General features: G+C 50.4%; 24 protein-coding genes and 1 pseudogene. 14 read left to right on the top strand and 11 right to left on the bottom strand.

All coding sequences use genetic code 11. The features are described from left to right. Positions 1–542 precede the first annotated feature (542 nt). A complete protein-coding gene (locus tag ACXAE6_RS07870) occupies positions 543–3,035 on the top strand; it encodes a hypothetical protein (protein ID WP_475146439.1) in 2,493 nt (830 codons plus the stop codon). 162 nt (positions 3,036–3,197) lie between these two features. Here ACXAE6_RS07870 and ACXAE6_RS07865 read toward each other — a convergent pair whose 3' ends face one another. Then, positions 3,198–3,761 carry an alpha/beta fold hydrolase gene (locus ACXAE6_RS07865; RefSeq protein ID WP_475146438.1) on the bottom strand — a complete coding sequence of 188 codons (564 nt, stop codon included), beginning with the start codon at positions 3,759–3,761 and terminating at the stop codon, positions 3,198–3,200. Positions 3,762–3,876: 115 nt separating this feature from the next. Here ACXAE6_RS07865 and ACXAE6_RS07860 point away from each other — a divergent pair. Both ACXAE6_RS07860 and ACXAE6_RS07855 read left to right on the top strand, forming a co-directional pair. Beyond that, positions 3,877–4,194: pseudogene (locus ACXAE6_RS07860) on the top strand (GNAT family N-acetyltransferase); the annotation flags it as partial. A gap of 322 nt (positions 4,195–4,516) precedes the next feature. Beyond that, the gene (locus ACXAE6_RS07855) at positions 4,517–4,912 is read left to right on the top strand and encodes a VOC family protein (protein WP_475146437.1); all 396 of its coding nucleotides are present in this window, start codon (positions 4,517–4,519) and stop codon (positions 4,910–4,912) included. A 132-nt stretch (positions 4,913–5,044) separates the two neighbouring features. Here ACXAE6_RS07855 and ACXAE6_RS07850 read toward each other — a convergent pair whose 3' ends face one another. Beyond that, positions 5,045–8,236 carry a hypothetical protein gene (locus ACXAE6_RS07850; protein WP_475146436.1) on the bottom strand — a complete coding sequence of 1,064 codons (3,192 nt, stop codon included), beginning with the start codon at positions 8,234–8,236 and terminating at the stop codon, positions 5,045–5,047. Positions 8,237–8,521: 285 nt separating this feature from the next. Between ACXAE6_RS07850 and ACXAE6_RS07845 the strand changes: the two genes are divergently transcribed. The 4 genes from ACXAE6_RS07845 (at position 8,522) to ACXAE6_RS07830 (ending at position 11,255) form a co-directional block, all read left to right on the top strand. Next, positions 8,522–9,085, top strand: a complete 564-nt coding sequence (locus tag ACXAE6_RS07845; RefSeq protein WP_475146435.1) for a hypothetical protein — start codon at positions 8,522–8,524, stop codon at positions 9,083–9,085. Positions 9,086–9,400: 315 nt separating this feature from the next. Beyond that, positions 9,401–9,844, top strand: a complete 444-nt coding sequence (locus ACXAE6_RS07840) for a DUF6196 family protein (protein ID WP_392804842.1) — start codon at positions 9,401–9,403, stop codon at positions 9,842–9,844. A gap of 64 nt (positions 9,845–9,908) precedes the next feature. Beyond that, complete coding sequence (locus ACXAE6_RS07835) at positions 9,909–10,307, top strand: GFA family protein (protein WP_475146434.1); 399 nt, start codon at positions 9,909–9,911, stop codon at positions 10,305–10,307. 210 nt (positions 10,308–10,517) lie between these two features. Beyond that, a complete protein-coding gene (locus ACXAE6_RS07830) occupies positions 10,518–11,255 on the top strand; it encodes a Tim44 domain-containing protein (protein WP_475146433.1) in 738 nt (245 codons plus the stop codon). A gap of 311 nt (positions 11,256–11,566) precedes the next feature. Here ACXAE6_RS07830 and ACXAE6_RS07825 read toward each other — a convergent pair whose 3' ends face one another. From ACXAE6_RS07825 to ACXAE6_RS07815, 3 genes are all read right to left on the bottom strand, one after another. Continuing rightward, positions 11,567–12,061 carry a flavin reductase family protein gene (locus tag ACXAE6_RS07825; RefSeq protein WP_475146432.1) on the bottom strand — a complete coding sequence of 165 codons (495 nt, stop codon included), beginning with the start codon at positions 12,059–12,061 and terminating at the stop codon, positions 11,567–11,569. A gap of 123 nt (positions 12,062–12,184) precedes the next feature. Continuing rightward, entirely contained in the window at positions 12,185–13,213 is a 1,029-nt protein-coding gene (locus ACXAE6_RS07820) for a methionine synthase (RefSeq protein WP_392804831.1), read from the bottom strand. Between the two features lie 26 nt (positions 13,214–13,239). After that, a complete protein-coding gene (locus ACXAE6_RS07815; RefSeq protein WP_475146431.1) occupies positions 13,240–14,217 on the bottom strand; it encodes a DUF1852 domain-containing protein in 978 nt (325 codons plus the stop codon). A gap of 283 nt (positions 14,218–14,500) precedes the next feature. Here ACXAE6_RS07815 and ACXAE6_RS07810 point away from each other — a divergent pair, with 283 nt between their 5' ends. The 4 genes from ACXAE6_RS07810 (at position 14,501) to ACXAE6_RS07795 (ending at position 16,461) form a co-directional block, all read left to right on the top strand. Beyond that, complete coding sequence (locus tag ACXAE6_RS07810; protein WP_392804826.1) at positions 14,501–14,773, top strand: CopG family ribbon-helix-helix protein; 273 nt, start codon at positions 14,501–14,503, stop codon at positions 14,771–14,773. Continuing rightward, positions 14,770–15,051 (top strand): type II toxin-antitoxin system RelE/ParE family toxin, encoded by a 282-nt coding sequence (locus ACXAE6_RS07805; protein ID WP_475146430.1) that lies wholly within the window; start codon positions 14,770–14,772, stop codon positions 15,049–15,051. Before ACXAE6_RS07810 ends, ACXAE6_RS07805 begins: the two co-directional genes overlap by 4 nt. 345 nt (positions 15,052–15,396) lie before the next feature. Continuing rightward, on the top strand, positions 15,397–15,963 hold the full coding sequence (locus ACXAE6_RS07800) for a hypothetical protein (RefSeq protein WP_475146429.1): 567 nt from the start codon (positions 15,397–15,399) through the stop codon (positions 15,961–15,963). 117 nt (positions 15,964–16,080) lie between these two features. After that, a complete protein-coding gene (locus tag ACXAE6_RS07795) occupies positions 16,081–16,461 on the top strand; it encodes a hypothetical protein (protein WP_475146428.1) in 381 nt (126 codons plus the stop codon). Here ACXAE6_RS07795 and ACXAE6_RS07790 read toward each other — a convergent pair. From ACXAE6_RS07790 to ACXAE6_RS07780, 3 genes are all read right to left on the bottom strand, one after another. Then, entirely contained in the window at positions 16,458–17,045 is a 588-nt protein-coding gene (locus ACXAE6_RS07790) for a hypothetical protein (RefSeq protein WP_475146427.1), read from the bottom strand. The two genes, ACXAE6_RS07795 and ACXAE6_RS07790, sit on opposite strands and share 4 nt — an antisense overlap. Before the next feature lie 198 nt (positions 17,046–17,243). Further along, positions 17,244–18,563 (bottom strand): Na+/H+ antiporter NhaC family protein, encoded by a 1,320-nt coding sequence (locus tag ACXAE6_RS07785; protein ID WP_475146426.1) that lies wholly within the window; start codon positions 18,561–18,563, stop codon positions 17,244–17,246. 174 nt (positions 18,564–18,737) lie between these two features. After that, positions 18,738–19,118 (bottom strand): VOC family protein, encoded by a 381-nt coding sequence (locus ACXAE6_RS07780; RefSeq protein WP_475146425.1) that lies wholly within the window; start codon positions 19,116–19,118, stop codon positions 18,738–18,740. Between the two features lie 138 nt (positions 19,119–19,256). On the opposite strand from ACXAE6_RS07780, the gene ACXAE6_RS07775 reads away from it, so the two are divergent. Next, positions 19,257–19,718: a VOC family protein gene (locus ACXAE6_RS07775; protein ID WP_475146424.1), complete on the top strand. Its 462-nt coding sequence runs from the start codon at positions 19,257–19,259 to the stop codon at positions 19,716–19,718. A 58-nt stretch (positions 19,719–19,776) separates the two neighbouring features. Next, positions 19,777–20,337, top strand: coding sequence for a dihydrofolate reductase family protein (locus ACXAE6_RS07770; protein ID WP_475146423.1), 561 nt, complete (start codon positions 19,777–19,779; stop codon positions 20,335–20,337). Positions 20,338–20,397: 60 nt separating this feature from the next. Here the strand turns inward: ACXAE6_RS07770 and ACXAE6_RS07765 are convergent, their stop codons facing one another. Then, positions 20,398–21,297: an SDR family NAD(P)-dependent oxidoreductase gene (locus ACXAE6_RS07765; RefSeq protein WP_475146422.1), complete on the bottom strand. Its 900-nt coding sequence runs from the start codon at positions 21,295–21,297 to the stop codon at positions 20,398–20,400. 73 nt (positions 21,298–21,370) lie between these two features. Here ACXAE6_RS07765 and ACXAE6_RS07760 point away from each other — a divergent pair, with 73 nt between their 5' ends. Then, positions 21,371–22,000, top strand: a complete 630-nt coding sequence (locus ACXAE6_RS07760) for a TetR/AcrR family transcriptional regulator (protein ID WP_475146421.1) — start codon at positions 21,371–21,373, stop codon at positions 21,998–22,000. 107 nt (positions 22,001–22,107) lie between these two features. Here the strand turns inward: ACXAE6_RS07760 and ACXAE6_RS07755 are convergent, their stop codons facing one another. After that, a complete protein-coding gene (locus tag ACXAE6_RS07755; protein WP_475146420.1) occupies positions 22,108–23,076 on the bottom strand; it encodes an alpha-E domain-containing protein in 969 nt (322 codons plus the stop codon). 47 nt (positions 23,077–23,123) lie between these two features. Beyond that, positions 23,124–24,575 (bottom strand): circularly permuted type 2 ATP-grasp protein, encoded by a 1,452-nt coding sequence (locus tag ACXAE6_RS07750; RefSeq protein WP_475146419.1) that lies wholly within the window; start codon positions 24,573–24,575, stop codon positions 23,124–23,126. Positions 24,576–24,605: the final 30 nt, after the last annotated feature.

Raw genomic sequence — 24,605 nt, 5'->3', positions numbered from 1 at the left:
TCCATTCCCAAAAGCGGACACAAACGCGCCTGTCCTTCTTGAACCCCGTCACAGAGTGAGGGCATTCTGTCGAGACTGCTGTATGCGGTTACAACTTGAGGGATTGGTGTGCCTTGTAGCTGGCTGGGCGGTAGCTTGTTTGAGTTACTGGCTAGGGAACCAGCTAATGATTATTGCAAAAGATTAAGTTCTGTTGGTTTCGTACAGTCAGCCAGCGAATGAGAGCAGTAGAACCATTCACCCCTTAGTACGACGTATCTTCTCGGTATAACCTGGGATATCAGTCTTGTAAGACGCTGATATGCGAAATAAGGGTCGTATGAGACGGTTTCTACGGAATGGATCTCGGCGGTTATAACCCATCGACCACGGGGATGTACTGCTCATACTGGGCCGGAGCAGAACACCGAGGTAACGTTAAACCAAGGCTTTGCCGAAATGAGAGGCGTAAGTGACAGTGACAATGAATAAGCTGTTATACGGCACTCAAGGTCCGGCATTGGACCCTTACGGACTTTGTAAATATAGTCTCATAGAGTAATTTGAAATCTATACCTAAGTGGGGAAATATGCAGGCACTATTTGAGCTTTCTGAGGGTAAGCGCCGACTGGAAGAAATTATCAATCAGTTTCCTTCAGAGAGTCCGTATTGGAATGAAGCGCAGAATAGATTTCAGTTTATTGATAGGCTCCTGACGGAATGTCTCGGATGGGAGAAGCCAGATATTCGTGTTGAGGAGCATGACGACTTTGGGGGAAGGTCAGATTATATTTTTGGAACTCCGCCAAAAGCGGTACTAGAAGCAAAAAAAGAAGCCAAGGAGTTTGAGAATCTTCCCTCCGGTCACCCAAGCCGGGTGCGTAAAATCCAGCCACTGTTACAAGCCTCTAAGAACTTCTCTGATGCAGTGCGCCAAGTTGTTTCATATTGCGCTGTTAACGGTGCATCGATTGCTATAGTCTGTAATGGTCCTCAATTAGCTGTTTTCCAAGCCATCATACCTGGCCAATCCCCTCTAGAAGGGGAGTGTTACTTTTTCAATGGATTTGATTCATATATTAATGATTTTCCGATACTTTGGAGATTACTTTCACCGGAAGGAATTACTGAGAACTATGCATTCCGAGAGTTATCACTGCATCGTAATCCTAGAATACCACCAAAAGCCAGTACATCTATACCAGAGCCTAATAAATACCGATATAGAACTAATTTTCAAGAAAACTTAAGATCACTATCTTCGCTTCTTTTGGAAGAAATAGAGGATAATCCTGATATTAAATCATCATTCTATAAAGAGTGTTACGTACCTATAGAAGCCAACAATAGAAACTTGTTGCTAAGTAAAAATATAATTGAATCAAGATACAATCGCGCTGTTGACGGGAATGTAGCTCCGTCTGCACTCGAAACAGTCGCAAAAACAGAGAAAGATGGAGATCTATCAATTAATGACCCAGCCTTGACGGGTTCGGGGACTTCAAGGCCAATTGTCGTTATTGGTGATGTCGGGGTAGGAAAAACATCGTTTTTCGAAAATCTTTTTGAAAGCTTGGAAGCGACAGAGAAATCTAAGACTCTTTTCATTCATTTGAATCTTGGCATAAAAGCCAATCTTTCTGACGACATAAAATCGTTTGTCTTATCTGAGATTCCAGTGGTCCTAAAAGCTCATTACAAAATTGACATCTTTTCTTCGGATTTCGTCAATTCGGTATATTATCGAGATCTCAGTGATTTTGACAAAGGCGTCAAAGGACAACTAAAACAAATCAATGAAAACGAGTATTATCGTGAACGAATTGATTTTTTATCCAAAAAAATTGAAAACGCTGACAGGCACCTTCAGGCATCTCTTGGCCATATTGCCAGAGGACAAAACAAACAAATTATTCTGGTAATGGATAACGCGGATCAACGTTCCTTGCGCGTACAGCAGGAGGCTTTTTTAATTGCGCAAGAGTTAGCTGCCTCTCGGAACATCCTAGTATTTATAGCATTACGTCCAAGTACATTTTATTTATCAAAGGAAGCTGGCGCACTCGCTGCTTACCAGAATAAGGTATTGACTGTGGCACCACCTCCTGCTGATGAGGTGGTGCAAAGAAGGCTTATATTTGCCACGCGAGTAGCAGAAGGAAAGGTTGATCCGGCCAGCTTAGAAGGAATTCGCCTGAACCTAGGAAACGTTGTGCTATTTCTTAAAACTACATTGCGGTCTATACGCAACCGTGAGGACATAAGACAGTTTCTAAGTAATATAACCGGCGGAAATACACGTAGTGTAATAGAGCTTATATCGAGTTTTTTTGGTAGCCCGAATGTTGATTCTGAAAAAATTGTTTCTCTCGAAGAGAGGTTCGGTAACTACAAGATCCCATTGCATGAGTTTACAAAGCACGCATTACTTGGTGAGTATGCATATTTCAATACACATTCTTCATTATTAGCATGCAATATATTTGATGTGAGCGTGGCCGATCCCCGCGAACATTTTTTATCAAGCCTTATAGTTGCATTTCTAAGTTCAAACACGAAAATTACAGATAGTGACGGATTTTGCAGAGGTCAAGATATCCTTACAGAAATGTCGTATAACGGTTTTGTCGAAGATCAGATTCGTAATTCTCTTAGACTTCTATCACATAAACGACTAATTGAAACTCCTCATGCTCATTATCGTGAGATAGAGGTTCCGGATCATGAATTTCCGGAGCAATTTCATTTTAGGGTTACCTCTATTGGAATATATCATATACGATATTGGTCTGGTTCTTTTGCATTCTTAGATGCGGTATCAATAGACACTCCTATATTCGATGAGGAAGCTCGGGATAAAATTTCAAATCTTTCCGCTTCTTTTAATATTCGAGCCCGTCATGAAAAAACGGTCTGCTTTAGGAAATATCTGGAAGACCAATGGCACATTGCGAATTTCTCTGCTAACTACTATGACTTTTCATCCTTAATTAGTAGTCAAAATAATAGTTTTTTATCCGTAGAAAGTTTCATCGATAAAAAAAAGCCTGAGTGAATTACAACTAATAGGACATATATGAAAGTATCTAACTGGACACCCACTATTAGTATGGTTTAGATGGATGCCCTAGTAGCTATCCGGTTTAATTAACTGTTCGGTGAAAACTCCCCCCCCCTAAGCAAACAAGGCATCCATCGCAGTAGCCTATGAGTTCATCTAGTGCCCTGTGAGCTCTCCTCTTCTAATATCCTCTGCTAAATCCGCCAGATCGTTTCCAAATTGATGTCCCCGCCCATCCACCGCTCGGATGTCTGCCTGTGGGATGCTCGTTGCATACAGTGCAAGATGCGCAAAAGGTACGATGTTATCGTCCCGGCTATGGTACAAAGCGATTCGTTGAATACTCTCCAGCCTTGCCGCAGCATTTTCAGGTAAGCGCGCCTCGTCCCATGTCCAGATGCCTTCGCCATTCCAGTATGGCGCAGCGAGCAGGAACATAGCAGTGACAGCTATATTGATCCGCTCTTCGCAAAGGTACTTGGCCAGCACAGAGCCCCCTACCGAATGACCCACCATGATTACTTCATCGTCGATGGTGGCTAATTCTCGTTCAATCGGAGCCGTCCAGTCCTCATAGGTCGCGCTATCGTCCTCTGGCATTTTCAGATAATGCAACTTATAGGTAGAACCCAGGGTATTTTGTAGCGACGTTGCTAACAGCCGATCCTCATCGTAAGCACCCTCACCAGCGCCGTGAATAAACACTACATGCTTCTTCATGTTGTCGCCCTCGCTTCATATAGCCCAAGTTCTGCCCGGTTTAATTAACGGTAGAGCAAAGAGGATAGCCACCATAGCACCAATATTGACTTCCTGATCAACCTCTAGCCCGACGACAACATCTCAATACACCGGTGGGCCGCGCGGCCCTGTGGCGCTTCGCAGTTTCTTTCAGGAAATCGTCTTGAATTCGGAAGCCGAAGAATACGACCTGTGGCCATTGGTGATGAACGCAGACAATTCCTTGGCGGGTTACGCCAGCTTGCTGCCAAAAGAGATCAACAGTGAATCTTACCTTGAAGTGAACTACTTCATTGACGCACCCCATCAAGGCCAAGGCTATGCGGTCGAGATCGGCAAAAAAGCTGATCAACTATGGTTTGAACGACAAAGGCCAATCCAAGCTTATCGCCATCTTCGACCCGAACAATAAGGGCTCGATCCGAGTGGCCGAGAAGATCGGAACGCTCAAGCTAACGCCAATTACCGCCTTGTCCGATCTTGCGAAAAGTCCCCGGGTTAATTTCAGTCCAAACCCAGCTGTCGATCTACCCCAATGCCGTTCGACCAGTCTTTGCAGAGACCCTTCCGACAACCTGACCCTAAGGCTTATAACCCTGGTCTAGGTTTAATTGGGGTGTCTCGATTTTAAATTCAGATTCACCTAACCACTCGTTGCAGCGTCATGGGGATGCTCTGTACTGGCCCTCTAGAAACACCTTTGTAAACAGCGATAACCAAGGAGACGACACTCTATGAAACCGTTACCTGTAATCGTAAGCATCCCGACTTCCAATTTACAGTCGGCCTACCAGTTCTACCGGAAGATTGGGTTTAAACCGGCGGCGAGCGAAGGTGAAACCATGCCTGAGCCGGTTGAGTTTGTCCTCAACGAGGGCGTGAATCTTATGGTGATCCCAACAGATGGGTTTGGTTGGGTCGCTGGGGGCAACGAAGTCGCGCCGAAGGAAGTCTCCGAGTGCATCCTGTCACTTTCCGCCAGCTCTGAGGCAGAAGTGGATTCACTCGTGAGTAGAGTTCGAGCCGCTGGAGGGGAAATTGCCGCCGGTCCGGAAAGGGAATCGTGGGGATACTCGGCCACGTTCAAGGATCTGGACGGTCATGTCTGGATGGCTGTCCATTCGCTGTAAGCGAGAACCTGCTGGCAGCTAATAGGATGGCAGTTAACAGGACATATATATCCTGGTAGTTGGGAACAGCCAAACGGAAACAAAAAAACCGGCTCCGCCCTTCAGCAGAACCGGTTTTATTGTCAGTAACAATCAGTAGAGATACACAGCGCCCGAAAGCGGTGCCAAGTCATCATTTCCAGCAGGGTTCACGCCTTTACCACTGCCTGCCTCAATTACCGCACCTACCGCTATGGTACGGCCATCGCCGCTGATATTGACAGCGCTTCCGAAGTAGTGGCCCTTTCCGGTATTGGATGCCTTGATGTAGCTTTCGAACTCCCATTGGTCGTCGCGTAGAATATAGCTGTAGGCTGCACCGGAGGAGAATCCTTGCGAGCTAGGGTCAAAGTTCTGTAGGTCGTTACCATTCAGACCGGCTGCATTGCTCGATTCCGAACTAAAAATTGCAGGGCCGGCAATATTGAACTCAACATGGTTGGTGCCCACCACCAGGCGATTTCCATCATCGCTTAAGCTGACCGTTTGGCCGAAAAAATTCCGTTTCCCGGTATTACTCGCCTTAATATAAGCCCGTTGTTCCCATTGCTGATTATCATGATTAAAGTCGTATACGTAGGCCGCACCAGAACTACTAGTATCGTCGGAGTTGGTATTACCAACCTCCGGTCCGTTTGCCGAGGTGGCATTGCCGTCCTCCGAGATGGCACCTACGGCTAACCTATCGCCCTTGGCATTCAAGCTAACCGAAGCGCCAAAGCAGTCAAACGCATCCGGAAAGCGAGCGGTAATCGCTGCGCCTTGTTGGGACCAGGTTCCATTGGCTTCGTTGAACAAGTAAACAGCACCTGTATCGTTATTTGCTCTTGTCGCACCCACCGCCAATACCGTGCCGGTCTCGTTTAAACTGACGCTCACACCAAACTGATCCGCACCCGTAACCGAGATTTCGGTGCCGGTTTGTTGCCAACTTTCCTCATCAATTTTTTTATAGATATAAACCTTGTTTTGTCCATAAGCGCCCACCGCCAGCTTGGTGCCATCGCCACTCAAGCTGACTGATCGACCAAACCTGCCACCGCTTTGAGGCTGATTAGATTCAAGGGCCGGTCCTATTTGCTGCCACGATTTATTCTCGGCGTCGTAACGGAACAGATAGGCAGAGCCCGCACCGGATCCACCGCGAGGATTTTCGCCCCACGCCCCCACTGCCAAAAGCTGGCCACTTGAATCGAGGCTGACGGAGCTGCCAAACTGAGCCAAAGCGGCCACATCGTTTGCTTTCAAATAAGCGGCAAATTTCCAGGTACCTGCGGAATCTTTTGTATAGATATAGACGGCACCGGCACGGTCCACCGTATTTAGCATCGGCTGGCTTATCGACGGGCTAGCCTCTTGCAGCGCCCCAACCGCCATCACCGTGCCGTCTTTATTCAGGCTGACGGACCACCCGAAACGGTCTCCTATGTCCGCATTACTCGCCTTCACATAGCCAATGGCAGCGATCAGGAGTTTCTCACTCGCATAGTCAAAAGGCAGAACTTGGCTGACGCAGGCGTCGTTCTGGTTAGTCCGTTGGTAACAGGTTTTGAGTGAGTATCGAGCGTTGCTCAGCGCATACAGCGGTACGCTGTGTTGGCGAATTTCTATTTTACCATTCGCGTCCGCTTGGCTGGCCGGAATATCCTCGTCGGTTATGGGTACAAAGTCTGCTGAACCCAGGCTTTCCTCCAGTCGGTAATAGTCGGCACCGTTAACATGCTTCCAAGAAAATCCCAAAATTTTGGTGGCCGTGTCGTATAATTTTAATTCAGCGGCCGGAAGTGCGGCGCAGGTTACTTTGACACTGGTAATACTCAGTTGATTGCTGTTTTGAACGACGTTGTTTCCACCGTCGATGATGCACTGCTGGTTATCCGGCTGTTTGGCAACGCTGACGGTATATTCGGTGCCTGCGTGCAGTCTGCGGGAAAAGGTAAATTCAGTCTCACCGGTGTTTAGGGAGAGTGTGTCTGGTTTGGCATTTTCGCCTGATACTAATTGCAGTATCAGCGAGCCAAGGAGGTTCTGGACCGTTCCGCCGATGCTGTAAGTGGTTGCGCATTCGATGAGCAGGTCATCCACCATTTTGCCATCGATGGCACCTACGTTATTTTTTATGGAGCAAGCTTTACTCTCCGGTTTTCCGTCAATACTAACGCTGTACTGAACTTTGTCTCTGAGCTTGGTGTTAAACGCAAAGGTGAAATGGGCATTGCCATTGCCAGTGAGTGTTTTTGTTTCGCTTTTGTTATCGCCATAGCTGAGTTTCAGTGTCAGTTGGTTGCTGTTTCCACCTAACCCATACACCTTGCCACCCACGTTGTAGGTAGGCGGGGTTATGCATTCGACCGACAGATCATCAATGGCCTGTGCGCCCATTTGGCCGGAGCTGGTTGCCAGGGTCGGGGTGCAGATTTTGTTGTCCGGCTGTTTCTCAACGCTGAGCGAATACTGAGCGCCCTGTTTGATCGGGTTAGCAAACGTAAAGCCGATGGACGCTTCATTGTTGCCGGTAATGTCGTGTGTTTGGCTGGGCTCGCCTTCGTCGGCAATGCTCAGTTTCAACCTCACTGTGTTGCTGCTGTCACCCAGGCCGTTCACCTGGCCGCCGATATCAAAGGTTGCTACGAATGCGCAGGCGATGGACAGATTGTCGATGTCGTCACTTTCAATGGTGCCGCTGTGTTCACCGATGAAGGTGCAGCTTTGGCTTTCCGGCTGACGAGCGATGCGAACGGCATAGTCCACGCCTTGTTTTAACGGCTGGGTGGAAAAATGAAACTTGGCCTCACCGGCGGGTTCAGCATTCTGAGTGATGGCCAGCGGTTCACCGTCGTTCAATTGCAGTTCGAGTGTGCCCAACAAATTATCGATGCTGCCGCTGATGGTGAAAGTTGGAACATCGACACATTCGATGCGAATGTCGGTGACGTTGTCATTGCCGACCTGGCCTTGCTTATGCTCCTCCTCAAGACTGCATTCCTGAGTGGCCGGCTGTTGGGCGATTTCCACGCTGTAATCGTCGCCGGTTTCCAAACGGGTTTTGAATTTGAATTCACCGTTTTCGGTGATCGGGAGCTCTTCATCGTTATTCAGTTTGACGGTTAATTGGTCGTCTGATGCTAAACCGGAGACCGTTCCGATAATGAAAAAGCGCAGCTCGGCCGGGGGTTTTGGAGTCGGTTTGGGTGTGGTGCTTTCATTGCAACCAGCCAGCGCTACAACGGCACACAGCAGGGTTAGCAGACCGTAGTAAAACGACCGTTTTGGGTGAGTGATCATGGGTTGGCCTCGCCGTTCCTTTTAAGTAGATAAACAGAGCGAGAAACAGAGGATGTTACCTCGCTCTTTCCAGAACCGAAGCTTAAGGGGTGGCCGTTTGAATTTTCGTTTGACTATCCGTTTGACTTTTTAGAAATATCGTTAAAAAGTGTGACGTGCTGCATATATCTGACAAAAGGTTCGCTGCCTGGCTGGAAACGCCCATTAAGCCATCCATCCGGGCGATTCACTTTAGTACGCCTGCCCGGTCAGCTCACACAAACACATCGATCAGCGAGGCCTGTTTTGGCATTTAACAAAACCACCTTTTACGCCGATTTCAGAGACCACCTAGACAACTCCAAAGCGAAGGTCATCCAGGGAAAAACACCGAACCAAGTCGATACGCATCGAATATTCGAGGCAGCCGACAAAGCGTGCGAGAACCAAAGAAGGAGTTCTCTTGAAGCAGATAAATCGTTTTGGAACAAGGGTGCGAAAGGCGAGCCCGATTCAAAGCGTGAGTTCTTATGTGACTATACCTACCACGATGAATATGGACGCATTCTCCTCGCTCTTGAGTGCGAATGGGGCAAGCAGCTATCGCCTGATACAACCATAGAGATGGTGTTGTACGACTTTAAAAAAGTACTGAATATGGCGGCGCCTATTAAAGTGATGGTCTTTGCCTATACCAGCCCAGACAACAAACGCGAATGCCTGGATGAGATGAAGAAGATAGCAGAACACTGGCCGCCGGAGTCTCTCACCAACATGATCGCCGTCGCCTGCAATTGGTACGACGAAATGCACGGTAACAGCATTGATGGCTATTTTTGGAATGGGTCTGGCTGGGAAAATTTTAAATAACGCCAAGGCTAAAAACATGCTTATTGAGGTGAGCAATCCGAGAGGACAAAGGCGAGGGTTAACAAGGCACCCACTTTAAGAAAGGCTTACGGTGAATGTCCACGCAAACGCGCAAACGCCTTTAATCCAAAATTTCGGATGGTATCTGGTTAATCCGGCCTTGCTATGTGTTATCGATGACTATAGCTCACGAGCGTCGTATGCTCACCTTGGCCACGGTAGTGCTATGGATGCCTTCCGCTTATATTTTTCCAGTGCGCCTGAGTTAGAACAGGCACAGCAAACACCCAGCGAGTAACGATCAGCAGGTAAACAATGGTCCAAATCAGTAAAGAAACTCCAGAACAGACCGAGAAGCGACTTCGAGCCGTCATTTCTGAAACAGATTTTAAAGTATATCCCGGCGCCTATAGTTTCGAAGAATTTCCGTTATCCGATTTTCGTGATAAGGCCAACCAGGATGCTCTATGTTTGGTTCGCGACGATGAAGTTTGGAGTCAGCTCGTCCCAACAACTGAGCCATCGAAAGAACTGTTTAAAATTTTCTCTTTTCATTTTGATGGCTGCTCTGACAATAGTGGTTTCATAGGCTGGTTGGCAAACCATCTAAAACGAGAATTGGGAACGGGTTTATTTGTTGTTTGTGGCCAGAATACCAATCGAGACGGTATTTTTGACTATTGGGGTTGCCCGTTAGAACTTGGTGATCAAGCTGTAGAAGAAGTCCATAAGCTGATCAACTCTGCGACTCATCAGTGACCACCGAACCCAGCTAATCTAAGTCACTGATCACAGTACCAAACAACAGTGAGGAGGCTTAAAAATGACCAAATTTACCGGCGGCTGTTTGTGCAACGCCATTCGCTACGAAACCACGGCGGAGCCGTTAAACCAGCGAATCTGTCATTGCCGTCTGTGCCAGAAAGCCATCGGCGCAGCCTTTAATGCTCGCGTGCTGATGCGTATTGAAGACGTTTCTATCACCGGCTCTGTGAGCACCTACCATTCATCTGAAACCCTAGAGCGCGGCTTCTGTTCACAATGTGGTGCCAGCGTGTTCTCCCGGCGAGCGGCCGCTGGGGTAATGGGCCTGACGGTGGGCAGCCTCGATGATCCGTCGCTGTTTAAACCGGATATGCATTTTTGGGTGTCGTCCAAGCAGAGCTGGGTCACTCTTTCTGATGGCTTGCCGCAATATCCGGAAGGTGCTCCGGTTGTTTAAGCGGGCACCCGGCTTAGCATTCGTTTTAAATCGCCAACAGGCCGTTTACTTGTTCCACTCTAACCCAGCCTGGTTAGCCCTAGACGAATGCCGCCAGACCCGGTAAATATTCTATGCTTTCAGAACCACAAAACGGCACAGCCAGCGTATATCGTCTATATTGCCTGGCTTGGACCATTGGCGATGCGCGGTGAAACAGAAGGAACCGACATGAAGCAAAACAAACTGGCCCTCGTGGCTCTGGTCGTGCTCTCTATATTAGTACTCTCTGAACCAGCCTTTGCCGGACCGGGCGGGAAAATAGCCAGCGCTGCGTTCGAGTCGTTTTGGGGCCGTATTGGGCTTTTCATCCTGACGATCATTTTTCTTCCGATCATTATTTATGTCTATATGCGGGAGAAACGTGCGGAGCAACGTACCCGAAAAGACCTTCGCTTTATGTCTATGCACAGTTCCGATTTTGAATGGCTGAAAATTCAGGAACGGTTGAAGGACTGTTTTTTCCGCATCCACTCCGGCTGGGACGACGAAGATTTATCCAGCGCCAAGGAATGGATGACGGACTGGTACTGGCAGAACCAACAATTGGTACATCTTGAACGCTGGAAAAGAGATGGCCTTAAAAATGTGTGCGATGTGAAGAAAATCTCGTATATCAAGCCTTTGCTATTTGTGCACCGCAATCGTGGTCAGGAACACGAAGATTCAATGGTTGTGATATCCGTTCGAGCCAGGATGAAAGACTATCTGCAGAATATAAACACGGGAAAAGTGGTTGAAGGCAGCAAGCGATACAAAGAGGTCAACACCATCTGGTCTCTCACGCTGAACGATGGTCAATGGCGAGTTTCCAACATCGATGCGGGCAGCATGTCGCTGGCTTACGCAAAAATCGTGAAGGACTTGCCAGACATTCAATCCACCCTCATTTCCGGTTCGCGCGTTTAAAGTGAGCCGCGGTCAACGCCGGCACTGGATGATACTGGTGCCGGCCTTTTAGCGGGCTGCAGACAGCCTTTTTGCAACACGCTCCCTTACCCTTGCCTCGGTCACCGGCTGCCAGTTTACAGTGCTCTGATCACGCTGAGCTTCACTTAAAACAGATTTTGATAATAAGACGGCTTTTATCAGCGCACTGTTAAAAGAAGAGCAAACTTCAACTTTGCGCAGACTGCAAATTAGGCGTTGCCTGGTCATTACATTGCGCCGTCATAACGCCAGCTAAGAACTAACGGATTATCCAATACTTAGCTCACACTCTAACCAGCCAAACTGCGATATTGCCCTTTAAAATACAGCAGTGGCTCGGATGCGGCCTCGTTCAGATTCAGCGCCTTGACTTCACCCAGCACAATCAGATGATCGCCGGCGGCGTGTTCGGTGTGAATTTCACAATCGAGCCAATGCAGGCTGCCGGCAATCAACGGATTACCCAGCGGCGACCTTTGCCAGTCCACATCGCGCCATTTGTCGTTGCCTCGCTGGGCAAACTGGTTGGAAATACTTTGCTGATCACCGCTGAGAATATTGACGGCAAAGCGACCGGCGCGACGGATTTTCGGGTAGCTGAGCGAACGCGACATGACGCTGAATGACACCAAAGGCGGTTCCATCGATACGCTGTAGAAAGATTGGCAAGTGAAGCCGACCGGCTCGTCTTCATGCTGTGAGGTAATAACGGTAATGCCCGAGGCAAAGTGCCCGAGCGCTTCACGAAACTGCAGTGGCTCGACCGCCGTGCTGAGAAGGGACATGGTAACTCCTGAATCGTCGGTGCCGTTCGATTGAGTTTGGGATGAGACGGCCGCCGGTGTTCGACGGCCGTCTGTTGCACCTGTGTTGAAACGGCAGAACGCCAAAGGGTGCGGCAAGCGCGCTTAGCTGGAAAGCTCTTGGCGAACGATGGCAGCACCAGCGCTTAAAGCTTCCAGCTTGCCGCGAGCGACCTGGCGAGACAGCGGCGTCATGCCGCAGTTGGTGCAGGGGTAGAGGTTTTCGGCATCGACAAACTGCAGCGCCTTTCTTAAGGTCGCGGCAACTTCCTCTGGCGTTTCGACAGTGTTAGTCGCCACATCGATAGCGCCGACCATCACTTTCTTACCGCGAATCAATTCAATTAAATCCATAGGAACGCGCGAGTTTTGGCATTCCAATGAAACGATATCGATATTCGACGCCTGCAGCTTGGGGAAAATCTCTTCGTATTGGCGCCACTCCGAGCCAAGCGTTTTCTTCCAGTCGGTGTTGGCTTTAATACCGTAACCGTAGCAGATGTGAACGCCGGTCTCGCACTCCAGCCCTTCGATGGCTTTTTCCAGCGCAGCAATACCCCAGTCATTTACTTCGTCGAAGAAGACGTTGAACGCCGGTTCGTCGAACTGAATGATATCAACGCCGGCGGCCGCTAATTCTTTGGCTTCCTGGTTGAGGATTTTGGCAAATTCCCAGGCCAGTTTTTCGCGGCTTTTGTAGTGACCATCGTAGAGCGTGTCGATCATCGTCATCGGGCCCGGCAGTGCCCACTTGATCGGTTGGTCGGTCTGTTTCCGCAGGAACCTGGCGTCTTCAACAAAGACCGGCTTTTGCCGACTGACCGCGCCGACTACCGATGGCACGCTGGCATCGTAGCGGTCGCGAATTCGTACGGTTTCGCGCTTTTCGAAATCGACGCCATCGAGATGTTCAATAAAGGTGGTTACAAAGTGTTGGCGGGTTTGCTCGCCATCGCTGACGATGTCGATGCCGGCGCGCTGTTGTTCGTGCAGCGATATTTTCAACGCGTCCAGTTTGCCATCGACCAGTTCTTCACCTTCCAGCTTCCAGGGCGACCAGAGTTTTTCGGGCTCGGCCAGCCAGGAAGGTTTCGGCAAACTGCCGGCGGTTGAGGTTGGTAGTAATCGTTTCATAGGTGTCGTCTTATCTATTCAGTTAATCAGGCAGCTTTATTCGCGGCCCAGTGATCGAGAATGTTCTGGTAGGGTTTAATAAAGTGCTCTTCGGCGAATTTCCCCTGCTTCACCGCCAACTGACTGCGCTCTTCCCGATCGTAAACAATCTGTGTGAGCGAGTAATCCTGATACTTTAAGCTCGGCTGATAAGTCTGTGCCGCTGTCGAGTTGGCGTTGTAGATTTCCGGGCGATAGATCTTCTGGAACGATTCCATGGTGCTGATGGTGCTGATCAGCTCCAGATCGGTATAGTCACTCAATAAATCGCCACAGAAATAAAAGGCCAGCGGTGCCTGGCTGTTAGGCGGCATAAAGTAGCGCACTTTCATGCCCATTTTGCCGAAGTAGTCGTCGGTCAACGAATACTCGTCCTGCTTATATTCAACGCCCAGTACCGGATGGTGGTTATCTGTCCGGAAATAGGTTTTGGTCGTTGAAACGCTCAGGCAAACAACCGGCAGTTTGCTGAAGTTTTCTTGATAAGCGGCGGAATTCAGGAACGACTGGAACATCTTGCCGTGCAGGTCACCAAAGTTTTCCGGCACGCTGAACTTTGGTCTGTCTTTATTGTGCTCCAGCAGCAAGACACTGAAATCGTAGTCGCGCACGTAGGACGAGAAGTTATTGCCGACAATGCCGTCAATACGCGAGTTGGTTTTGTGATCAACGATATTGGTTTTCAGCACTTCCATGGTGGGAAAGGTTTTGCCATTGCCTTCCACATCGATATCGATGGAAATGATGTCCAGCTCGACCGAGTAGCGATCGGCGGTTGGGTTATCCCAGTGCGCCAGCGCATTAAAGCGGTTGTTGATCATGCGCAGAGTATTCTGCAGATTTTCCTGACGACGCTCGCCTCTGGCCAGGTTGGCAAAATTGGTGGTCATGCGGGTGCTGTCCGCTGGTTGGTAGTTCTCATCGAAACGAAGGCTGTTGATGGTGAACCCAAACTCACTGCTCATTGCAATACTCATCCTGATTCTGTTGTTAAGCGCTGAAGGTACGGCTTAGCAAGAAGGCCGTTCTGGCCACCTCCAAGAAGGCTGTGCAGTCTAGGCGGGAAGTCATTTGAACAAAAGCGACGAAATATCACGTTATTATTAGTTTCATTCATAATGTTGTGGGCCGTGGTTTCTGTGGTGCGCGGGGCCCACTTCCCGCAGCTATACCAGCCACCTCTTATGCTTTGCTCCCCAGTCACACTATGATGTAATACATTGTAGTTACCTAATGGGAGGGTACCTTATGAGCGTCACCACTGTTCGCCTTCAGGCTGAGATTGAACAGCATTTGGAAACCATCGCTAAACAGCTGCATCGCAGTAAAGGCTGGGTCATAAACCAAGCGTTGTCGGAGTACATCGAGAAACAGCAACTGGAGCAGGCGCGTTGGCAACAGACACTGGAAGCAATGGAATCCGCTGCCCAAGGAAAGGTCGTTGATGCCGGCGAGGTTCATACTTGGTTGAATAGTTGGGGAAGCGACCGCGAGCAGGATGCACCGGAGGTCGATCAGTGAAATTGGTTTACACGGATGTAGCCATTGCAGATCTGAAGCGACCTAGAGAGTTCATCGCCGTTCATCATCCGTCTGCTGCTTCAAGAATCGCTACAGAGTTGCTTGAGAAAGTCACGTTACTGCCTGACTTTCCAGAGATAGGAACGCCAGTTGAGTTGGCACCCGTTCACGGTTCAATTCGAGACATTGTTTTCGGCAAATACATTGTTCGCTACTCAGTGCATAACACCACGATTATCATCCTTCGGGTGTGGTATGAATTGGAAGGAGATCGTTAGCCGTTTACCCACCACGAAAACTCCAGGAGAAAGAGCGACGTACGGCTTGATCGGAAAACTGTTAGCCCAGCCGGGCCAGCGTGAGGCTTTGTCGGATATATTGCTGAATGGCACTGCAATTATTTGTTGGACTGCCGCTTAGCTTACTATTCTATACTTGGCACAGTTACTCATATCCAATCGCAAAATATGCAGTATTATTTCAGGCCTTAGCTATTCTTTGCTTTACCTGCTGGTTGCTTTTAACTCAGACGGGGTTTTGAAGAATGGGCAAGAATAGATGACTGAAACAAGTCGCTTACTGTTCAGCCGCGTCCAGGCTGAGTGCAGATCCAAGGAGCAATGATGGATTTTTTTCTTAAAGCAAAAGCATGGCAGGTGTTTTCCATTCTAGTCAGTATTCCCATTGTTACTCAGTTGGTAATGTTTAAATTTTTTCTGGGTCTTATCTATAGCGACCCCAAACTATTTTTGATTATCTTCTTAGGTGCCATGCTGATCGGTGGCGTCGCGTATCTGTTCTGGATTTGGACATTGGGTGTCGGTATCAACCAGCGCATTCAATCCGAGATCCGCCCCAAGGTTAAATTCTTCAAGTTTAGCGTCATCTATAGCGCCGCTCTTTTCATCACTTATCCGTTGCTGACGGTCCTAGCTCTGACTAATGAAAATGGGGGAGGAATCGGACGATTATTGTTCCTGCTCCAGATGTTTGGTTCGTACTGCATACTCTATGGCTCTTATTTTATTGCTAAGAACCTCGTTACTTTCGAGAAAGGCGAACCGATAAAATTCCGGTCGCAACTCGGCACTTTGATACTGCTGTGGATTTTACCACTCGGCATTTGGTTCATTCAGCCACGTATCAATGAGGTGTATGGGTCAGTAGATACCGATCGTTTTGATCAGTAAACCTGACTCAATAGAGCGGTTAACGGTGCAACTCTGGGTCGCCCTGTTTGGTGGCACTGATGTCGGCGGCAGCATCAACGCTGGCGAATTGTCGAGAACACCTTTGGTTGGTAAAACATGAATTATCGATGCTGTGGCAAGATCAGCAGACCGAAAATCCACTTTAAGGCGAATCCGGCTGACGTCTTTGGTATTGCTATTGTTGGTGGCTTTTTTCTGGCCATACTTTTGTTAATTGCCTGGGGCTTAACCGCAGCGCTTTGGTCTTCTATGTTATCGGGCGAGTTTGGAGAGCACCGGCGCGTTTATGGCATTTTCATTTTACGAAGCGGCTCCGGCCTCGTTACTGGACTTATGGCTCTTGTCATCGTTATACCGATTTTTCTACGGGTGCTGACATTCTTTGTGGACTACAAGCTGATAATCGAGACACACTGCCGGCTTTGTGGCAGCCGGAAAATTATTGTTGACCTCCCCGATAAAGAAGATCCGTTTTAATAACCTGTTATTGGCACTTCGATTCCGAAATTCAGCGATGAAGCGTCGTGACTTTCGCCATTGATCTCGTAGGTCTGAAACCAATAACCGAGGTAAAAAATAAACCAGCCAGAACGAAGGCTAAAAGCCGGCGGTGTATCAAACTCATCATCGCGGTGTTGGCCACCACGAACAGTGTATTGTGCAGACAACTCTTTGACGGCGCCCGCCTCAACATAAAAGCCACAGCCTAAGGCGCTGAACAAGGCACAGTCGTTGGTATAACGAATGCCCAGCTCCAATGGATATGACAGTTTGGAGTAACGGTCGTTATCGCTTTCGCCCATCACCGTTTTTACCCCTAAACGCGAGCGCAGCTCCAAACGGCCATCAATGGGTAACTCGGGTAGCAAGGCAACCGCACCGCCATAGAAATAAAGCCCATCTCCCAGGTCTATATCCCGATCCGGTTCACCTGAACGCTCAATGCTGTCCCAGCGATCACCACCGGTATGAGATTCAAAACCAAGCGTCACGTCGAGCGGCCAATCAGCCAGCGCAACCATTGGTATTGCCAGAGCAAGAAGGGTTAGTAGGCGTTTCATTGGCGGCCTTTGATCATTGCAAGAATGCCAGCAAGTTTAGCGGATATTTATCGCGCTATTGGATTCAATGCTCTGCGCCTGTTGGAGCGGCCGTTACGGTAAAAGCCGGAGTTCCATTTTTAAGAGATCCCGGCTCAAGACCGGGATGACTGAATTTAAAGGCCGGGATGACTCTGTATAATGAGTTAGCTCTAACGCCTATTTCGCTTTCGCCTTCGGCCAGGCAAAGGCAATCGACAACAACGCCGCCAGTGCCAACACCCAGTTGTAACGAACCTCGGTCACCAGCGCCAAGGGCGAGACGCCCGCCAGCGACGCTGCCAACAGAATCTGTGCGCCGTATGGCAACAGACCCTGGACCACACAAGAGAAGATATCCAACAAGCTGGCGCTGCGGCGTGGGTCGACCTTGTAGCGTTGCGCCAGTTCTTTGGCGACCGAGCCGTTGATCAAAATCGCAACAGTGTTGTTGGCGGTGCACAGGTTAGTCAGCGCAACCGAGGCGCTGATACTCAGTTCACCGGCGCGCTGTGAATCGGGTTTGGCACCCAGGGCGCGGCTGATCCATTCGATGCGACCGATCAACCAATCCAAACCACCTTCGCGTTTCATCAGCGCCGCCAGGCCACCAATCAGCAACGATAGAATCAGAATTTCCTGCATACCGCTGTAGCCGTCGTAAATCTTCGCGGACCAGGTGGCGACGCTAAATCCCTCGACACTCGCCAGTCCAATCACGCCCGATACCAGCAGACCGCTGAACAACACCAGAAAAACATTCACGCCGACCACGGCCAAACCCAACACCAGCAGATAGGGCAGCATTTTGATCAAATCCGTTTCGGGCAATTCGCCCAACTGAGCGCGACTGCTTAAGGCAAATAACCAAACCAGGGTGACTAAGGCCGCCGGCAAGGCAATCTTAAAATTCATGCGGAATTTATCGCGCATATCGCAACCCTGGGTGCGGGTCGCGGCGATGGTGGTGTCGGAAATGATCGACAGGTTATCGCCAAACATGGCGCCGCCGACCACGGTGCCGACGGTCAGCAGCAGCGGCAATTCGGTCGCGCCGGCCACGCCAATCGCCAGCGGCGCTATCGCCGAAATGGTGCCCATGGAGGTACCCATGGCAGTGGCAACAAAGGCGGTAACGACAAAGAGCCCCGGCAGAATTAACGCCGGCGGCACCACGCTCAAAGCCCAGTTCACGGTGGCATCGACACCACCAATGGCCGCTGTGACGCTGGCAAAGGCGCCGGCGAGCAGGTAGATCAACACCATGGTGATGATGGTGTTGTCGGCCACGCCGGCAACAAAGGCATCGAGCCGTTCGCTGAAACGCCCGTGCGCCAACAGCAACGCCAGAGCAATGGCAGGCAGAATCGCCACCGGTGCACTGATTTGATAGAACGGCATGTCGACGCCCTGCGCCTGATACCAAAGACCGCTGCCAACAAAGAGCAGCAGGAACAATAACAAAGGCACTAACGCCAACGGAGATCGAGACAACGTCATGGTTTCTGGTTTCACTGTGATAGAAGCTTATTGGAATGGTTATTAAAGGTAGCTCGACTTCCGCCGGGCCAAAACAAGCGCGGATAGTAAAGACTTCGCAGTTCAAGCTCCAATAACAATAGCGTCGGCTGAAGTGCCTGCCGGGAATAAGTCGGTTAAGGCAATGACCTTGATCTACTGTCCCTCCGGCGGCTCCCACAACTCTACCTTGTTACCTTCCGGGTCCATCACCCAACCGAACTTACCGAATTCAGATTCGTCGGTGTCATCCATAACCTGGCAGCCTTCGGCACGCAGTTGGCTTAATAAGGCATGCAGATCGGCAACCCGATAATTCACCATAAAGCTGGCATTGCTGGGTGAGAAATAACTGCCATCGCCGACCGACCAGGTAGTCGTTCCTGCCGTCGGTGCGCCCTCGGCATCGACCCAACGAAAAGCGGTGCCGCCCCAGCTTTGGACATCGATGCCCAGGTACGTTTTGTACCAATCACCTAAGGCTTTTGGGTCTTCGGCGCGGATAAATATGCCGCCAATTCCGGTCACTCTTGTCATCACTGTCCCCTTGCGTGCAAAGCCGCGCTCTTTAGACACACATTAGTCTGAGGTTTCGTTGATGTCGATTTCCCTGCCTTGCGTTCGACTATGCTGCGTCGTTTCCAACTTGGAAGCCTAAGCATAGGATTAAACGCCATGTCGAAAGTCACTCCTTTTTTGATGTTCAACAACCAACTCGAAGCCGCTATCGCCTTTTATACGGCGACCTTTCCAGACTCCAAAGTCACCACCATGGCGCGTACCGGCGATGATGGCCCGGTCACATCAGCCGAGTTCGTGGTTGGTGGACAGCGCTTTATGGGCTATAACGGCGGGCCTTATTTTCAATTCTCTCAGGGGTTTTCGTTGTACGTGAATTGCGAAGACCAGGCTGAGGTGGACGAGTACTGGAACAAGCTGCTCGATGCCGGCGCCACGACTTTGCAGTGCGGCTGGATTACTGACCCCTTCGGCGTGACCTGGCAGATCGTGCCCAAGCGTTTTATGGAACTGATCAACGACACCAACCCCAAGAAAGTCCAAGCCGTTATGGACGCCATGATGACCATGGTTAAGCTCGAAATTGCACCGCTTGAAGAAGCCTATAATCAGGCCTAATGACCAGTAGGCGCAGCCGGAAAATTGATACCGAAATGCCTAATACGGAGTTATTAAAATGGGACTTTTAACCTTCAGCCTTAACCTCACTCTGGACGGCTGCGTCGATCATATGGAGGGCATTGCCGACGACGAAACGCACGCTTTTTTCACCCAGATGATGGATGACAGCGGTGCCATGCTGTGGGGTCGGATTACCTACGAGATGATGGAAGGCTATTGGCCAGCAGTGGCGCGTGGCGACGTTGAAGCGCCGCCAGCCATACACCAATGGGCGGTGAAACTGGAACAGCAGCCAAAGTATGTGGTGTCCAAAACGCGCTCAGATTTCCCCTGGACCAACAGTCACCACATCAATGGCAACCTGGGTTCGAGCGTGCAAAAGCTGAAAGACGAAACCCCGGCGGGCGTTCTCGTCGGCAGCGGTCAACTGGCCACCGAATTGGACCGGCTCGACCTGATTGACGAGTACATTTTTCTGGTCCATCCCAGAATCGCCGGCCATGGTCCAACGCTGTTCCAAAGTGGCTTACCCAGTACGCGTAAACTGACGCTGATCTCGGCGAAGCCACTGCGCAATGGTGCCATTGCTGTGCATTACCGGCGGGAGCTGGTGTGATGCTTTATGCTTCGATAAAAACCATCGAGCAGAAAGACAGCGCCAGTCTCAACCAGGTCACTAATTGCTGGGCGCTACAAAGCCATCACTGTAATCGAAGAGCCGCTGACAATAAGCAGTTTCGTTCTGCGGCATAAAAGGTTCGAGCAAATGACCTGTGTATTCTAAATAGTCGCCGGAAGTGATTTTTTTGTCCTTCAACAGTATTCGCGCCAGCATTGCGGCGGACCGCTTCGGTGTGCTGGTGCCCTTCATAAACTGGGCGATAAGGGGCAGTACATATTTCCAGGCCAACCTCAAACCCAGACTGCCTTCACGAGCCAAACCAGTACCCGCCATCAAACCCGGATCAAACGCAAAGTAAGTGCGTGATGAGTTACGCGAAGCCAGGTATCGGGCCACAAGAATATTCAGGCCTTTAGAGGTTGCATAAGCATCTCGGCTCGATTGTCTGGTATTGGCTTCACTATGGTACTGCCCTTTGGCGAGCTGTTCTGGATCGAGATAATGCGCGCCGGTAAAACCGAATGTCTTGGCGAGTTCAGGATGATGAGTCCCGCTTCCCACCCAGCCAATAATCGCCTCGTCAGTCAGTAGATTCTCTGTTTTTTGCAACAGCACAAAGTGCGCCAAATGATTTACTGCGAAGGTTTGCTCGAGGTTATCTTTGGTGTAGATGGTTGTCTCGGCGGACTGTACGCCTGCGTTAAACATCAGGATATCGATTGGCGAGTCCAATGAGTCGGCAACGGCTCGAACAGTCGCCAAATCAGATAAGTCCATTGCCAACAAACGGATGCGTTCTTGCTGTTCCCCAGTAAACGAATTCAATAATTGCTGGCCTCGTTTTATATCGCGCACCGGCAGAATGAAATGGATGTCTTTGTTACGGACCAGTTGCTTAACCAAGGCCAAACCCAAACCGGACGTGGCGCCGGTTATTAATGCAGTCTTTTTCATCGTTGGATTCCCAAACAGTGCTTTCACAGCTAGTATGTGACGAATCCTTCAGGTTTATTAGTCGCGTTCTATTATGGCTACCACAGTTGAGAAAAAGCCCCGCAAATCGCCTGTTCAAGCGCGTTCTCAGGCAACCGTTCAGGTCATTCTTGAAGCCACTATTCAGGTTTTGGTAACTCAGGGCCCGGCGTACTTGACCACGGCTCGAATAGCCGAGCGCGCTGGCGTCTCGGTCGGGTCTATCTATCAATACTATCCCAACAAACAGGCTCTCCTGCTGGCCGTTTTGAATCAGCATTTGGAAAAAATAATTCAGGCGATCGAAAGCGTTTGCGATGAGCTGAATGGTCAGCCGCTCGAAGCCATAGGGTGCGGTATCACCTCGGCCTTTGTCGCGGTAAAGATGGAACGTCCAGACGTATCGCGTGCGCTCTATATGCTGCCTTCCGACGAAGAAAGCGATGCCATAGTGACCCGAGCAAACGAACGAGGTAAGCAAGCCATTGCTAACCTGCTGCGCAACTGCTCTGATGCACGGTTCGAAGCGCCGGATTTAGCGGCCGCAATTTTCACCGGCGCTATGGTCGGGCCCGTTCAGATGATGCTGACAGGAGCCATGCCAATAGCGCGACAGGACGACTTTACTGCGCATCTGGTTCAATTGGGTATCGGCTATTTGCGGCAGGTGTCGGTGCTCAGATAAGTAGGCAACCAGCTTGCCTCACTTAGCGAGCAGCTCATATGAATACTCTGGCAATTCGCTGTTAGCTGCGGTAAGCAGGCACACCCAAGGTCAGCCTTACAGCCAGGCTAAGCCACGCTCTGGCTTTGACTCTGCCCGCGATAGGCGCCACTGAAATACTGGTCAGCAATGGCCTGGTGCAGTTCGTTAAAACTGATCTGTAATTCATCGACAAAGTCATGCAGCAAATCGGGCTCGTAGGCCAGTGATACCAGCTTGGCGTTGATCAGCAGCGACAGCGTTTTATCCACCAAGGCCTGGGCTTCATCGTGGCCGGGCAGGTCTTCCAGTTCGAAAGAAAGCTGGCCTAAACAGGAGGCCACCGAGCGTGGGAAATATTCATCCTGCAGCAAGAAGCGTAAGACGTCGGGGCCTTTAACACGCAGCCGCACTTGTTGGCGATACATCTGATAACCGGTCAGCGATTTCAGCACACTCATCCATTGCAGACCTTCAAAAGGCGTGAGGTCATCGGTGTTGCGCGGTAACAAATTCGCCGAACGGACGTCGATAATGCGTGTGGTCATGTCGCCGCGTTCGAGGTTGCGGCCGAGCATTAAAAAGGTGTGTACCTGGGTGTGGCTGAGTGAGCCTTCGATAACGCCGTTAATGGTTTGGCAACTGCGGATAATGCGTTTCATGATGGTGTCGCGTTTGCGCGAGGTGATGCCATTTTCGGCATGACGATGCATATCGAGATAGAGCGTATTCAGTTCTTCCCAGATTTCCCGCGGCAGAATATCGCGGGTGGTACGCAGGTTTTCGCGGGCAGCGTCGAGGGAGGAAATGATTGAACCGGAGTAGTGTTGGTCGACGCACAAAAAGTTCAGTACATTGTCGGCACTGCGGGTTTCATAATGCTCATCAAAGAGTTCTTCGGCGCCGCTGATCACCACCAGTGAATCCCAATCCAGCCGGGTGTTGCGCGGAAAATCCAGCAGCAGATTGCTGGTCACGTTAATCAAACGGGCGGTGTCTTCAGCGCGTTCCAGGTAACGCGCCAACCAGTAAATATTTTCAGCCACACGAGACAGCATAAGCCTTCTCCTCCAGCCGGGGCTTGCGCCCCGATTGCTTGATATAGTTATTTCAGATCGACAATCCAGGTGTCTTTACTGCCACCGCCTTGCGAAGAATTGACCACCAGCGAGCCTTCGGTCAGTGCCACGCGCGTTAAGCCACCGGTGGTCACCTCTGTGCTGTTCTTACCCGATAAAATAAACGGCCGTAAGTCGACGTGGCGCGGCTCTAAGCGGTCTTCAATCAACGTTGGGGTGGTCGATAAATTCAGCGTCGGTTGCGCCATATAGTTGCGTGGATTGGCTTTAATCAATTCGGCAAAGGCGGCGCGTTCTTTTTTGGTCGCGTGCGGGCCGACCAGCATTCCGTAACCGCCGGATTCGTTGGCCGGTTTCACCACCAGTTTGTCGAGGTTATCGAGCACGTATTGGCGGTCGTCGTCGCGCATACACAGATAGCTGGGCACGTTGGCGAGCAGCGGTTCTTCGCTGAGGTAATAGCGGATGATGTCGGGCACAAAGGCGTAGACCACTTTGTCGTCGGCCACGCCGGCACCCGGTGCGTTCACCAGCGCTACCTTGCCGGCACGCCAGGCGCGCATCAAACCCGGTACGCCTAAGGCCGATTCAGGATTAAAGACTTCGGGGTCGAGAAAGAGGTCGTCGACGCGGCGGTAAATAACATCGACGCGTTTCAATCCATCGACAGTGAGCATGTGCACCACGTCGTCGTCATCGACCACTAAGTCCGAACCTTCCACCAGTTCGACGCCCATCTGTTGCGCTAAATAAGAGTGCTCGAAATAGGCCGAGTTGTAGATGCCCGGCGTCATCACCACCACTTGCGGGTCGTCGCCCGGGCGCGGCGACATCGATACCAGCATGTCGTACAACTGGCCGGTGTAGTCGTCGACCGGTTGAATGCGTCCCGTCTGGAACAGCTCGGGCAGAATACGTTTGGTGACGTTGCGGTTTTCCAGCATGTAGGAGACGCCGGACGGCACGCGCAAATTGTCTTCCAGCACATAGAGGGTGCCGTCTTTGTCGCGCACGATGTCGGAACCGCAGATATGCGCCCAGATATTATTCGGCGGATTAATACCCACACATTGCTGGCGGAAGTTCACCGATTGCTCAAGCACTTCGGCGGGCAGAATTTTGTCTTTGATGATGCGCTGGTCGTGGTAAAGATCGTCGATAAACAAGTTCAGCGCCTGGACGCGTTGCTTCAAACCGGCTTCGGTTTTCTGCCATTCGGCCAGCGGAATAATGCGCGGCACAATATCGAACGGCCAGGCGCGATCGATCATGCTGCCTTCGGAATAAACGGTGAAGGTGATGCCCATCACCTGAATGGCGACTTCGGCGGCGTTCTTTAATTCAGCCAGCTCCCGGCCACCCAGTTCTGCCAGATAATCACAGAGCATCGCCGCCGCCGGATGCGGTTCTCCGGGCCCGGCCAGCAGTTCATCGTAGAAGCCATCGCAGGCGTATTCGGACCACTGTATTTTGCTCATAGACCTCTCCTGTGTCCCTACCGCCATCTG

The sequence above is a fragment of the Saccharospirillum sp. ABV4_185 genome, assembly GCF_056159245.1.
This window is presented reverse-complemented; position numbering and strand designations above follow the sequence as displayed.

Coding starts and splice junctions, on each gene's coding strand:
- ACXAE6_RS07865 (WP_475146438.1), bottom strand. CDS start 3,761: ATGAAGAAGCATGTAGTGTTTATTCACGGCGCTGGTGAGGGTGCTTAC.
- ACXAE6_RS07855 (WP_475146437.1), top strand. CDS start 4,517: ATGAAACCGTTACCTGTAATCGTAAGCATCCCGACTTCCAATTTACAG.
- ACXAE6_RS07850 (WP_475146436.1), bottom strand. CDS start 8,236: ATGATCACTCACCCAAAACGGTCGTTTTACTACGGTCTGCTAACCCTG.
- ACXAE6_RS07840 (WP_392804842.1), top strand. CDS start 9,401: ATGGTCCAAATCAGTAAAGAAACTCCAGAACAGACCGAGAAGCGACTT.
- ACXAE6_RS07835 (WP_475146434.1), top strand. CDS start 9,909: ATGACCAAATTTACCGGCGGCTGTTTGTGCAACGCCATTCGCTACGAA.
- ACXAE6_RS07830 (WP_475146433.1), top strand. CDS start 10,518: ATGAAGCAAAACAAACTGGCCCTCGTGGCTCTGGTCGTGCTCTCTATA.
- ACXAE6_RS07825 (WP_475146432.1), bottom strand. CDS start 12,061: ATGTCCCTTCTCAGCACGGCGGTCGAGCCACTGCAGTTTCGTGAAGCG.
- ACXAE6_RS07820 (WP_392804831.1), bottom strand. CDS start 13,213: ATGAAACGATTACTACCAACCTCAACCGCCGGCAGTTTGCCGAAACCT.
- ACXAE6_RS07815 (WP_475146431.1), bottom strand. CDS start 14,217: ATGAGCAGTGAGTTTGGGTTCACCATCAACAGCCTTCGTTTCGATGAG.
- ACXAE6_RS07810 (WP_392804826.1), top strand. CDS start 14,501: ATGAGCGTCACCACTGTTCGCCTTCAGGCTGAGATTGAACAGCATTTG.
- ACXAE6_RS07800 (WP_475146429.1), top strand. CDS start 15,397: ATGGATTTTTTTCTTAAAGCAAAAGCATGGCAGGTGTTTTCCATTCTA.
- ACXAE6_RS07795 (WP_475146428.1), top strand. CDS start 16,081: ATGAATTATCGATGCTGTGGCAAGATCAGCAGACCGAAAATCCACTTT.
- ACXAE6_RS07790 (WP_475146427.1), bottom strand. CDS start 17,045: ATGAAACGCCTACTAACCCTTCTTGCTCTGGCAATACCAATGGTTGCG.
- ACXAE6_RS07785 (WP_475146426.1), bottom strand. CDS start 18,563: ATGACGTTGTCTCGATCTCCGTTGGCGTTAGTGCCTTTGTTATTGTTC.
- ACXAE6_RS07780 (WP_475146425.1), bottom strand. CDS start 19,118: ATGACAAGAGTGACCGGAATTGGCGGCATATTTATCCGCGCCGAAGAC.
- ACXAE6_RS07775 (WP_475146424.1), top strand. CDS start 19,257: ATGTCGAAAGTCACTCCTTTTTTGATGTTCAACAACCAACTCGAAGCC.
- ACXAE6_RS07770 (WP_475146423.1), top strand. CDS start 19,777: ATGGGACTTTTAACCTTCAGCCTTAACCTCACTCTGGACGGCTGCGTC.
- ACXAE6_RS07765 (WP_475146422.1), bottom strand. CDS start 21,297: ATGAAAAAGACTGCATTAATAACCGGCGCCACGTCCGGTTTGGGTTTG.
- ACXAE6_RS07760 (WP_475146421.1), top strand. CDS start 21,371: ATGGCTACCACAGTTGAGAAAAAGCCCCGCAAATCGCCTGTTCAAGCG.
- ACXAE6_RS07755 (WP_475146420.1), bottom strand. CDS start 23,076: ATGCTGTCTCGTGTGGCTGAAAATATTTACTGGTTGGCGCGTTACCTG.
- ACXAE6_RS07750 (WP_475146419.1), bottom strand. CDS start 24,575: ATGAGCAAAATACAGTGGTCCGAATACGCCTGCGATGGCTTCTACGAT.